Raw genomic sequence first — 11,833 nt, forward strand, 5'->3', positions numbered from 1 at the left:
CGTGCGGTCACCGCCGTTGTGCGCCGGCAGGATCAGCGTCAACGGGGCAACCTGCAGCTGCCCGCTCAGCTCCTGCAGCTGGCGCAGCACATCCAACCGCACCGGGCCGACGTACGCCTGGCCATCCCGGGTGGTTTGCAACGTGATCGGCCGACCGGCCTGTCGCGCAGACTCCTGGACGATCAGCGCCCCGGTCAGGCTGGTACGAACCTGCTGCCCGACGCGCCAAGCAGTGAATTCGTCCGTCCATTGCAGATCTGCCGGAAGCTCAACCCCGGCCAGGACAACTCGGCTCATCGCGCCCCCCTGACCGACACCGCACGGCTTCGCTCGATCTTTCGCAGCACGATGGGGGCAACCAGACCTGCAATGCGCTCGGCCTGCTGGATTTCTGCCGCCGTCGCGCCCGCTACCACTTCCTTGCTGGGAGCCTTCCAATCGATGGTCAGAACCTGCTCTTTCGTATCGCCTGCTTGAATGCGAGAAGCATCGGCCTTGGCTTGCGCCTCGGCCTCGGCCAACGCCGCCTTGCGGCGCTCTTGGGCAGCCTGCTGTGCCGCTTTCTCCTTTTCCAATCGCTTGGACTCGATCTGGTTTTCGAGCTGAACGATGGCATCCAGCTCACCCGCTCCAACCAAGTCGAAGCGCTCGGCCAGCTCCTTCCGCTTGCCGGAAATCTCGTCCATGCCGTCCAGCAGCTTCTTCTGTTCCTCCGTGTACTTCGCCAGGTCCTGACGCTGCCTGTAGAGAGAATTCCAGATGTTCGCGAACTGCTGCAGGCTGTTCGGCCCGTTCATTTGACCCAACAGTTCTCGGGTCTTGTCGGAGATTTCTCCCATGTTGAGGGAGAATCCACGGGCAGCTGTGGATGCGCTACCGAGGTTGTCGCCAGCCGCAGCGGCGCCGGCAGCCACCCGCTCCACGCCACTACCCGCCTCATCAGACGCCTGCTTGACTTCCTTCAGCGCACCCGTGACCTTCTGCGCTCCCTGCTCCACGCGCCCCATAGCCGACTCGCCCTTCGTGCCGAGTTCACCCAACGCGTCACCCGTCTCGTAGATGGCGCCCTGCACATCCAGCTGCGACTGCACCTGGTTCCGGCGCCATGCATCACTGTCGGCCACAGCGGCCTTGGCGGTATCGGCATACGCGCGGAACGCACGGCGCACGTCATCAACAGAGGCCTTCCCGCTGGAGGCCCCCTTGCGGATAGTCTCGAACGCTTCCCAGGCTGAGTCGCGTGCAGCATTCAGCGACTGCTGCGACTGAATACCGAGACGCTGGAATTCATCGGCCAGCGGGTTCAGGCCCGCCTCGATCTCGCGAAGCCGCGCACGTAGCGCCGCAGCCGCGCGGGCCGCCGAATCGAAGCCGACCCGTCCCTGCTCGCCCGCTGCTTGCAGCAGATTGCCGAGAGTGCGCGCCTCGTCCAGCGTGGCGACGTTGCCCAGCGCAGCCTTGAAGGCAGCCTCGATCTGGGCGCTGGTCGCCACCGCGTTCTCGGTAATTGCCCCGAATGCGGCGATAGCATCACGGCCGGCCTGGGTGAAGCCGACCCCCAGCTTTCCCGAGGCGACGCCCAGCTTGGTCATCGCGGCAAGCAGAGTGGTCTGCAGTACCGCAGCAGCGTTCACAGCGCCCTGTGGCAGCGAGTTGAACGCCGCCTGCGTCGCACCCTGGAACCGGGCGAGCTCTTCACCCGACAACTGCTGCAGCGTAGCGAGAAGGCCATCGCGCACGTTCCGCTCGGCCACAGCACCCTGAGTAGCGATGAAGCCCAGCGCTTCTCCTACTGAGGCAAGGCTAGCCGTATCGGCAAAATTGAGCCCGGAGAACATCTTGCGGATGGACTCGGCCGCCAGCTTGGCGTTGCCATCAATCCCCTCCAGCTGCTGGACAACCAGCTGCGCCGCGCCGCCGATGCCGTTCTTCATCGCGTCGGACGCCGTCCGGACAGCGGTCCGCAGCGCTGCAAAACCTGTCGAGACGTCCAGCAGCTGCTGCGTCACCTGGCCCAACTGCTGCAGCTGCTCTGCCGTCGCCATACCGGACTTCTTCTGCATTAGCAGGAAGCCCTCCTGCGCGGTCAGGTACTGTTCAAGTCCAGACAGACGCTTTTCATAGGCCAGCCGCTCTGCCTCTCCCAGCTTAGTGACTTCCTCGGCTGACTTGATGACCACGTCACGGTAAGCAATGAAGGACACCGCCTGCTGGCGGAGTTGCAACGCGGAATCACGCACTTGGCTGATGTAGGCGCGTTGTGCCTCCCCCGCTGCCTTCAACTCAGTGCTGTTGTGACGAAGTACGTCCTCGGTGAATATCTTCAGCCGCTTCAACCCTTCAATCGCGGCCCATATGAATAGAAGAGGAAGATTGATCTTGATAGTCTTCGGAAGACTGCTTAGCAGCGCCCCGAAACTGCTGATCCCCCGCCGACCAGTCGCAACTGCTGCATTGTTCGCAAGTTGAGCCTGGGTCGTCGCGATCAACGCCAAGCGCCATGCGTTGAGCTGAAGCAATGCACCAACAATCTTGAACTGGGCGTATACGGCAATCATCATTCCGATAACACGAACATGTTCGAATACGAACTGCGTCGTGCCTTTTACCGCCTCGGCCATGGTGATGATGGCCTGGGCCGTCTGCCTGGCCCATCGGGTGAGACTACCGTCCTTGGCCAGACGGTCCAGCGTTTCCAGAAGCGTGGTGAGCTGTTCCTTGAAGTAGGTCAGGACGCCCTGGTCGGCGACTTCCTGCTTCCAGTCCTTGAACCGATCAGTGGCCGCCTTCCACAGGCCGGCGATGGTGCCCACCTTCGCCGCTGCGGCCGCGCCGCCGTACGACTCGGCAAGCAGGTCCAAGATGATGGACTGTGCCTGCGCAACCTGACCCGTCGCTTCCAGACTCTTGATCAGGGCCTTCTGGCTGTCATCCAGGGTGAAGCCTTGCTTGCTCAGACTCTCCATGGCCTTGGACGGCGTCTGCAGCGCCTTGCCCACCACCTCGGCCGACTGCTCCAGCGACATACCCAACCGCTGGGCCTGATCGATGGTGATCTGCATCGCCGCCGGGAACTGCTCACCGACGATGTTGCTGTAGGACAGAAGGCGCACCTGAGCTGCACTGATTTCCCCATCGTCAAACAACCCACCCTGAAGCTCCTTCCGCATGGCGGCCAGGCTCTGCGCCGTGAATTCACTGGTGCGCCCCGTGGCGTGCAAGGCAGCTTCCAGCTGCGCCAGCTCCTGCTCGGCGTCGCTGCCTTCCTTCACGATGGCCTTGATGCCCTCGACCACCCGGTTCAGGCCGACAAACGCGATCGCACCCGCAGCCACAGCCTTCAGCTTACCGAACCAGCTGACCGTGCTCTCGGTAGCCGAGGCCAGGTCGCCGCTGCCGGCTGCAGCATCAGCGGCGCGCTCGCGGTATTCGGCCAGCGATTTGGCCGCCGCCTTACTGGTGGTGGCCTGTTTGCGGAAGGCAGCCTCGCCTTCCTCGATCTGCTGCTTGCGCCGACGCCCCGCCTCGGCCTCTGCCGCAGCGGCCCGCGCCTGCTCAGTGAGTGCCGCCGCGCTGCGGGTTGCCTCGATACGCAGGCGCTGCTGGTGGTCAGCCAGGTTGGCGGTGTTGACGCCAAGCGAGGACAGTTCGTCATCAGCCTTGGCAACCGCATCCCACTGCTCGGTAAGTGCCTTCTGCAGCCGCTCACCCTCCTTGCGCAAGTCGCGCTGGGCCGCCAGCACTTCGCGCGAGGGCTTCTCCATCTCGCCGATACTGAGGCTGAGCGAAAGCGCGGCCTTCTGGTTGTCGCCAAACTGCCGTTCCAACTCGGCCAGGTCGGTCAACATGCCATCAAAGGCATCCGCCTTCGCTGCAGCGGCGTTCAGCCCGGTGAGAGAGTCAAGCAGTTTCGAGGCCTTGCCGGCCGTCTCGACCGATACGTCACCCAGGTCGCCGAACGCCGCGCGCAGTTCGTCCACACCCTCGCGGCCCTGGGTTTCAATGACAACCCGAATTGCTTCTTCCAGCCGATCAGCCATTGGTATTTCCGTTGATGCGCCACTGGCGGCGCAGTTCAGTCACGTAGGTGGTGTGCAGGCGGTCCATCAGCCGGCCACGTGCGGTGAGGGCGCGGCTGTTACCGTCGGCGCCGGAGAGCATCTCGAAGGGGCTAGGCCCGCGCAGGATGCGAACCGGCCCACGGCCGTACCGCTTCTGCTGCGCCCGATCCCAGCTGCGCACCCGGATGGCCTTGCGCCCCTTGATCGTGGCGATGAAGGCGCCGTCGTAGGTTTTTGATTCGCCTAGGCCGATGCTGGCCGTCGCGCCCTTTGATTTCCTGCCAGCCCAGCGGCCACCGAACTCGATCAGCGAGATCTGCCGGGTGCTGGCCCAGATCGACAGGAAGTCATCCCTGCTGCGCTTGCCGGTGCTGTAGCCCCGTTCACCCGTCTCCACGCGGTATTTCCCGCGGAGGGCCGCAGCACGGATGTTGTAGGACGCCCGGACCTCCTGCGTGGTGGCCGGCCCTGCACGGCGCTGCAGACCGACAAAGGCCCGCTGAACCGAAAGGTCATACCGGTTCAGCACCTCGCCGGCCAGGTCGGTCAGGCCGTGGAAGCCTTTAGCCCGCCGACCGCTGACGTAGTACTTGAGCAGGTTGTTGGCGCGATTGGATGCCACTAAGCCCTTCCTGATTCATGCGGGGAGGGCGCCGTACGGGCGCCCTCCCCTTGCCAAGGTCACCAGCTCGCTCAGCCCGCCGACTGCGCGGCAATCTTGAAGGTGTAGAGATCGGCCTCACCGGACTGGAAGATCACCGGACCGGTCAGGGTCACCTGGATCGGCTCGTCGCTGAACCAGTCCACGTCACCATCCACAGTGAGGTCGACGTTCGGGATCGTCAGCAGGCCCTCGTCGCCGCTGATGCGGTCCTGCATGTCGCCCAGGATCTGGAACGACTTGCTCGGGGTGGTGCCGCCGCTGATGGCCGTTTCCAGGTACGCGTCGTACTTGTAGTTGGCCACCACGGTGTCACCGGCCTGCAGTGCGCCGCCGGGCTTCGGGATCAGCAGGCCATGCACCGAGTCCAGGGTGTAGTCCGTGCCTTTGACCAGGTCGACAGCGCCCTTCTTGAAAGTCGGCTCGGTATCGGCCAAGAGGAAGTTGTGCGGCAGCTTCACCGGCGTGTCCAAGCTACCCACGATTACGGAAACGTCGGTGGCAGTACCGGCAGCGACCTGCGTGGACACCAGTGTGCCGTACAGCATGCGGGCCAGGATGGCGGTCGGCACCTCCAGCGCAGTGATGGAGACGCTGGTGACACCGGGATTGGAGTCCTTGTGGATGATCTGCTGATACCGCGCATCACGGCGCTTGCTCTTGATCTCCACCGAATCGCCAGCTTCGTAGCTGAATGTCAGCGACGACTGTTCGAGTGGCTGATTGCCGAACTTGTCGGCCGGCTCAGGGATGACAGGAATGCGGGCGCCGTTCGCGCCGTACTCCCAGAAACGCAGATCGCCTGCGAACTTGCGGACTTTGGGCTGTGCCATGGTATTGCTCCTACGGGTTGGGGACGGGCTCAAAGGTCTCGGTCAGACCAGCCCGCGCGGTGATCTGAGCGACGACGGCGGTATGCCCTGCGTCGTCTTCCAGGGTTGCCATCTGGGTTGAAACCAGCTCGAACGCAGTGACGCCCTTCGGCAGCAGCTTGGGGTTGAAGGTCAGTGCCCGGATCAAGTCGTGCCTGGCACGGTGCACAAGTAGCTTCGGATTCGCCTGTCCACTTCCGCGCGGCACTTCGAACTCGATGGTGATTGCCGCATCGGAGCTGACCTGGGCACTACTACCGCCGCTACGCGAGAGTTGCGGGACCGAGATGACGGTGGCGGGCTCGGATTCGTCCTCGCTCACCTCATCATCGTCCACCACGATCAGCCCACTGCCGATATCGGTGCGGAAACCGGCCGAGGTACGGATCAGTTTCACGCGATCGCGCAGGAACTCGACCAGCTGCCAGGAGAGTGGTTCGACCAGCTCAACCACGGCGCACCAACCAGAGGCTGCGCGAGCCGTCATCACTGAGCCTCTTCGAATTCACGAACACTTCGCCACCAACCTCAACAAGATCGCCCTGTTCCGGTTCGACATCCGCACGCAGAAAGGCTATTTCGATACGGCCCGAGACGAACTGCCGCAGATCGCCAATGGTCTCTACGTCGCGATCGATGTAGACCCGCACACCTTCAGTAACCACCCCCGTCTTCAGCGCAGTCACCTTGGCGGTGGAAGCCATCCCCGCGAGGGCCAGCGACGCGTGAATGGTTGCGTCCATGTCACGAAGGAAATCCACCTCGCTCACTGGGCACCTCCCGAACACAGCAACGCATATGCCTGCAGAGCCCTCACTTGGGCGTCGCACTGGGCGGCGGCGCCAACAGCTCGGCCCGCACTCTCAATTCGGTCGTCGGCTCGACCATCAGGCTGGCTGGCGGCAGCGGCGGCTGCGGACAGCTCGGCGGTAGCGACGGACGCTTGCCAACGCTGGTGCAGGCGCTGGTTGCCAGCGCGAAGATCAGCGATAAGGCGATCAGATGCTTTCTGTGCATCGTTCTTTTCCTTTTCATATGTGGCAGCCAGGTGATTGGCTGCTTGAGCGCTTCCGCGCTCCGCCGCAAGCACGTCATTCGCGTCAGCCAGTGCCGTGGCAGCGGCATCACGCTCATCGCGAGCTTTGTCTCGGGCAGCCGATGCGATGTCGGCAACCCGGCGCGCTTGAGCAACCGAACCCCTCTGCCAAATGACCAGGACGCTCAAGCCAAGCAGCAGCGCCAGAAGCACCCGATTCATGCCACAGGCTCCTCGACGGGAGGGACGACCACTCCCAACTGCTTGAGAGCGGACTCCAGCGAGATGACACGAAGCCTCAACCTATGGGCATCCTCTTGCGCCTTCATACGCAAGCGGACCTCCTCGTTGTACTGCTTGACCACCTCCGCCTGGGAGGTTTCCAACGATTTCACCCGCTCAACGAGCCCGTTGAGCAGATCGACGTTGGCATCGGTCTCGGTGCGCTCTTTGCGACGCGCCAGAACCGCACCCCACGTTTCCCGGAGCAGCCACAGCGCGACTGCGCTGGCAGCCAGCCACCAAGGAGCACCAGCAGCCTCGGCGCCCCCGATCACTTCAGCGCCTCGGCGATGCCTGAAGCAACTACGTCGGCGTTCCAGTACATGCCACCGTTCTCGTGCTTTGCGATGGCGGTCGCAAGACGACCCAGCGTCACAGGGTTGTCCAACCGGATGACTTCGGACGGAGACACGCCTACGGCATTTGCAACCTGCTGCACGTATGCGCCAGTATCGTTCTCCACCGGCGGAGCCCAGCGCCCGATGATCTCCTTCACCGTGCGCAGGCCGTGCTTGCGCTGGTAGGTGAGCAGGGTTTTCGCCAGGGCGCGGAACCCGGCCTGCGGGGTCAGGAACACGCAGAAGCGCTGTTCGCGGGCGATGGCCGCGGCGGATCGATCCTCACCCTGCCACGGCGTGCTGGTGCGGTCGATGTTGCCAGGATTGTTGTTGCGTACGCCGCGCGGCGCGCTGGTGGTGCTCATGCGATCCCCTGTGGTCGCTGTGGAAGAACCGGCACCGCCCATGCCACCCGGGCGTCTGTGAGCGGTGCCGGCCTATTCGGTTACGCCTTGGTGGCGTTACCCGGCGAGAGGCGCACCTCGGCGGTGGCCTGCCCGGCAGCACCAGCAGCCCAGGCAAACGCCGCACCCGTGATATCGCCAGCCGCAGCGGTCGCGTCACTGCCGTCGAAGGCATTGGCGCTGGCATCCCACACCAGCTTCTCGCCCTGCTCAAAGGTCGCAGCCGGCACCTTGGGCAGGGTGAAGACACCACCCAGTGCCACGCTACCAGCGGCACCGACGGCAATGGCCACCAGGGCGACCCCCAGCTGGTGACCGATCACCACCGCCTGGCCGGAGGCAACGGCCTGCCCGCTGTTGTTGGTCCAGAGGATCACGTCCCCATCGGAAACGAAGTTCTTTGCCATGTCGTTGTGCTCCAGAGGGGTTAGCCGCAGCGCTGCGCGCCACGGTAGTCGAGGGCAGCCAGGCCGAAGTCCAAGCGAGCCTTCCAGCGCACGCCGTCCACGGTGAAGCCTTCTTCGTAGTCGAGGAACGGCTCGGTAACACCGTCCAGGAAGGCCACCTCGATAACCGGGCAGTCGGCGGGATCAGCGAACAGGTACCACTTGTCATCCTTGATTCGCGCGGTATCCACGATGTCGCGGAACAAGCCCTGCACTGCGTTGGGGCGCTGCAGCTTCCCTGCCGTGTCCGGGTCGTACTCGGCCTTGTTGGTCACCCGTGCCGCACTGCCATACTTGGTCGGGCCCAGCCACAGGGCTGGCGACAGATCCAGCACATCGTTCCCACCCACATCCTTCTGGCCAGCCAACTGCACGCGCAGGGCGTCCACCGATTCAACGCCCGGCAGGGCAGCAGCCAGGATGTTGCCGTGGTCGGCGTGGAACAGCGCCTTACCAGATTCCAGCTTGGGGTTGCTGGCCAGGAACGCATAGGCATCCGCTTCGATGGTTCGCTTGGCCGCGCGACCGAATGCCGTTGCCAATCCGATGAACGCACCCAAGTCATCGTTGATGATGGCCTGGCGGGTCAGGTTGATGATGTTGCCCTTGGTGCCAGCAGTGACCGTCGCCTTCTCGCCATCCGGAATCGTCTTGTTCCTGAATTCACCGGCCTCGGTCAGGGCGTCCAGGTTGCCGAGGCTGCCCACGCGATAGCGGGAATGCTGGCGGAAGTCGCTGACAGTGCCGGTAGCGCACCAGCGCGACCAGGTATCAGGCGCCACGGCGTAGGCCGACTGCAGTGCCTTGTGCATGGTCGCTTCCAGCAGGATCGGGAAATCGCTGCCGGTCTGGGTGAAGGCGCGGCCCACCAGCTCCAGCTTCGACATACCATCGGTGCGCACACCACTGCGCTCCAGACTGCGTCGTGCCAGGTCCATGAGCGTCAGCCCGCGTACCGGGTTGTCGCCGGTCAGAACGAACGTGCGCTTCGTGCTGGGATCAATGACCTGTGCACGCGACAGCAGCGCATCGGTAACTGCGGCCCGCTGCAGCTCGCTTTCATCCTCGGTGACGCTGATGCGGTTGATATTGCCGCCGGCGGCTTTGTCCGCGCGCTCCAAGCTGTCGAGGATGAGGCCGCGCACGTGGTCGACACTGTGACCCGCTCGGATCCAGTCGGCGGCGTGCTCGCTCTGGCCGTGGCGCTGGGCCAAATCGACGATGTCCGCTGCGCGAGTGTCAGCCTGGGGCGGCTGAACCGGCGCGGCAGGAGCTGCTGCGGTCGGGGTAGAGGTGCTGGGGGTGGGCTCCTGCTGCACCACCGGATCGGCGGCACGGGCGGTGGGCTGGGGCATAACGGTCTCCTGCGACGATGCGCTACGGGTGAACACGCAAGGGGTTCCCTGCGCGGGTTGGTTGCTGCGGGTGGCTGCGCCCTGGTCGGCGGGCACGGTGACGAAACTGATTTCGGTCGGTGTCCATTCCACCGCGCGGTACACGGGAAGATCACCCGGGTTCACCGCACGCTCGACTTCATAGCGCTGGACGCTATAGCCAACCGAGATGTTGCGGATGATCCCGGCCTTGATATCGGCCACGACCCCGGCCAATTCTTCGCGCTCGGAAAGACGGATGAGCGCATGACCCTTGCCATCGGCAAGCCACGCACGCTCGACCACGCCCATCTGCGACCTCAGGTTCCAGGTGTTGTGGCTGTCAAGGACAGGCGCGGTCCCCGACTCCAGGCGCGACATGTTCACGGAAGCGTCGTCGACGACCAGTTCTTCCCAATAGGCCGTATCGTTCCACCAGTCGTAGCGCCGGACGCGAGCACCCTCGGTCCACACCAGCTCGACCGTACGCGCCTCCTTGTTGAAGCTGGCGGGCAGCAGCCGCGCCTCGCGCAGCTGCTGTGGCATCAGCCGGGTTCCCTCGATAGCCGAAGGCTGTGTTGCCTGAGGCATGACTATTCCTCGTTGGGTGAAGGGGCTGCGGCCGGCATCGACCGGGCAGCGCTGGATTGCAGGAAGCTCATGAGCTTGAGCGCGCCCGTCTGCTCCATTCGGGCGTAGTCCTTGCCCATCTCGACAAAGACAGCGTCGGCGTCATAGCCGCGCCGCCGCAGGGATTCGCTGGGCGACAGCAGCCCTGCGCCCATTCCAGCAATCTCCGAGTCGATGTCCTGCTTGGGATTGACGTAGTCCCAGCGCGGAGTGCTCCAGTCGGCCGAGCTGCCCGGGTTGCGTACTTCGCCTCCCAGCGCCGCAGCCTCATCGAACCAACGCCAGATGGGCTTGCACATCTGCGGGATCAGAACCAGCCACTGGAGCTGCTCAGTGTCACGGCGGAACTCCATCTGGCGGATGCGTGCACTGGAGAAATTGACCTCGCGCATGTCGCCCGTTGCAGACTCGTAGGGAACCCCGATGCCCGCAGTGATGATGTGCGCGTTGTACTTGCAGTACTCCACGTAGCCACCAGCCGGCTTAGGCTCGATGGTCTGGAAGCCAGTCGCGCCGGAAACATGCGTGATACCGCCACTCGGCAGCGGCCCGAGGTCAGTCATCGACTCCCGGTCCCCGCTCAGCTGGGAAGGACCGTCCTCTTCGCTGTTCGCCATGGCTTCTGGATCGCCACTGACGATGACGCCCAGGCGAGCCTCAAGATTCTTGCGCGCCAGCTCAGCATCTTCGTACAGCATCAGGTCGCGCACGCGCGCAATGACTGGCGCAAACCGGCTGATACCGCGGCCCTGACCGGGGCGCACGGGGTTGAACAGATGGATAATGTCGGCAGCGGGAACTGCAGCGCTGGTCATACGTACGGAGCCGCGAACGGCCTCGCCCGGATGGGCAGCAAACAGCCAGTACGCCCGTACGCGGCCGAGCACGTCGTACTCGATCCCGTTGATGATCTGGCCACCACCACGCAACGAGCCATTCTTGCTGCCGTCCAGCCAGTCGATCTCCAGGACCTGCAGCTGCAGCGGAACCGCAAGGCCATCTGACATGCGACGCGTGCGACGGCGGATCAGGACTTCACCATCCTGCTCCATCGCTCGATATGCGGTTGCCATCAGCCCGTAGATATCGGACTTTCCGTCAGCGTCAGCAACGTCCGCCCAGCGCGACCACAGCTTGTCCAGGCGTGCAGCGTCTGGACCCTCAGCCTTCGGGGTGATGCCCGTGCCAATGGTTGCGCTCACAAGCACCTGCAGCGACCGTGCGCAGTACGGGACGTTCTGCACCAGCGAACGCGCGCGATTGCGCAGCTCGCGCGCATCAGCCATGTGATCGGTGTTGGCACTGGCACCGGCCCGGCGCACCCGCCAGCCATCACCACGCGAAGCACCTTCGTAGGCTCTGGCAGCATCGAGCATCACACGCGCCCGGTGGCGATGCAGCGCGAAGCCGGGGGCTACCGCAGCGATGGCACGCTCGAGCAAGGGAATCGCCACCTCAGAATCCCCTCAACGTCGTGAATCGATAGCGGCGCGTCGCCGGTTTCCGCACAGGTGCAGCGGCGGCAAGCTCCGCCTCCATACGATCCAGCGCCGTCAGCATTGCCTCGACGGACTGATATGTGACCTGACGATCCCCGTGCCGCACCGAAAGCTGGCCGCTGGCGATAGCGGCCTTCAGGCGCTTCACATCGTCATGGGTCCAGCTCATGGCAAGGGCATCCGCGATTCCATGGATGCCAGTTTCCGTACCAAGTGCGGGTGAGTCTCGGG

The 11,833-nt window shown here is 64.1% G+C and carries 13 protein-coding genes; all 13 read right to left on the reverse strand.

Going from position 1 to position 11,833, the window contains the following annotated elements:
- The coding region (locus tag N5D91_RS05060; protein WP_279907055.1) for a hypothetical protein at positions 1–297 on the reverse strand (297 nt) is incomplete at its 3' end.
- Positions 294–4,040, reverse strand: a complete 3,747-nt coding sequence (locus N5D91_RS05065) for a phage tail length tape measure family protein (protein WP_279907056.1) — start codon at positions 4,038–4,040, stop codon at positions 294–296. The genes N5D91_RS05060 and N5D91_RS05065, both read right to left, overlap by 4 nt.
- The gene (locus tag N5D91_RS05070) at positions 4,033–4,683 is read right to left on the reverse strand and encodes a hypothetical protein (protein WP_279907057.1); all 651 of its coding nucleotides are present in this window, start codon (positions 4,681–4,683) and stop codon (positions 4,033–4,035) included. The genes N5D91_RS05065 and N5D91_RS05070 overlap by 8 nt, the downstream gene beginning before the upstream one ends.
- Before the next feature lie 71 nt (positions 4,684–4,754).
- Complete coding sequence (locus N5D91_RS05075; RefSeq protein WP_279907058.1) at positions 4,755–5,555, reverse strand: hypothetical protein; 801 nt, start codon at positions 5,553–5,555, stop codon at positions 4,755–4,757.
- Between the two features lie 10 nt (positions 5,556–5,565).
- On the reverse strand, positions 5,566–6,048 hold the full coding sequence (locus tag N5D91_RS05080) for a hypothetical protein (protein WP_180847319.1): 483 nt from the start codon (positions 6,046–6,048) through the stop codon (positions 5,566–5,568).
- Positions 6,041–6,364: a hypothetical protein gene (locus N5D91_RS05085; RefSeq protein ID WP_180847318.1), complete on the reverse strand. Its 324-nt coding sequence runs from the start codon at positions 6,362–6,364 to the stop codon at positions 6,041–6,043. The genes N5D91_RS05080 and N5D91_RS05085 overlap by 8 nt, the downstream gene beginning before the upstream one ends.
- 43 nt (positions 6,365–6,407) lie before the next feature.
- Positions 6,408–6,785, reverse strand: a complete 378-nt coding sequence (locus N5D91_RS05090; RefSeq protein ID WP_180847317.1) for a hypothetical protein — start codon at positions 6,783–6,785, stop codon at positions 6,408–6,410.
- A 63-nt stretch (positions 6,786–6,848) separates the two neighbouring features.
- Entirely contained in the window at positions 6,849–7,187 is a 339-nt protein-coding gene (locus N5D91_RS05095; protein ID WP_180847316.1) for a hypothetical protein, read from the reverse strand.
- Positions 7,184–7,615, reverse strand: coding sequence for a structural protein P5 (locus N5D91_RS05100; protein WP_180847315.1), 432 nt, complete (start codon positions 7,613–7,615; stop codon positions 7,184–7,186). Before N5D91_RS05100 ends, N5D91_RS05095 begins: the two co-directional genes overlap by 4 nt.
- A gap of 80 nt (positions 7,616–7,695) precedes the next feature.
- Entirely contained in the window at positions 7,696–8,061 is a 366-nt protein-coding gene (locus tag N5D91_RS05105) for a DUF2190 family protein (RefSeq protein WP_279907059.1), read from the reverse strand.
- A 20-nt stretch (positions 8,062–8,081) separates the two neighbouring features.
- The gene (locus N5D91_RS05110) at positions 8,082–10,019 is read right to left on the reverse strand and encodes a prohead protease/major capsid protein fusion protein (protein WP_258015110.1); all 1,938 of its coding nucleotides are present in this window, start codon (positions 10,017–10,019) and stop codon (positions 8,082–8,084) included.
- Between the two features lie 47 nt (positions 10,020–10,066).
- On the reverse strand, positions 10,067–11,557 hold the full coding sequence (locus N5D91_RS05115) for a phage portal protein (protein WP_279907060.1): 1,491 nt from the start codon (positions 11,555–11,557) through the stop codon (positions 10,067–10,069).
- A gap of 1 nt (position 11,558) precedes the next feature.
- Positions 11,559–11,771 carry a hypothetical protein gene (locus N5D91_RS05120; RefSeq protein WP_153856533.1) on the reverse strand — a complete coding sequence of 71 codons (213 nt, stop codon included), beginning with the start codon at positions 11,769–11,771 and terminating at the stop codon, positions 11,559–11,561.
- Positions 11,772–11,833: the final 62 nt, after the last annotated feature.

The organism is Stenotrophomonas sp. GD03794 (genome assembly GCF_029842145.1).
In the GTDB taxonomy this organism is placed as follows: Bacteria; Pseudomonadota; Gammaproteobacteria; order Xanthomonadales; family Xanthomonadaceae; genus Stenotrophomonas; species Stenotrophomonas riyadhensis.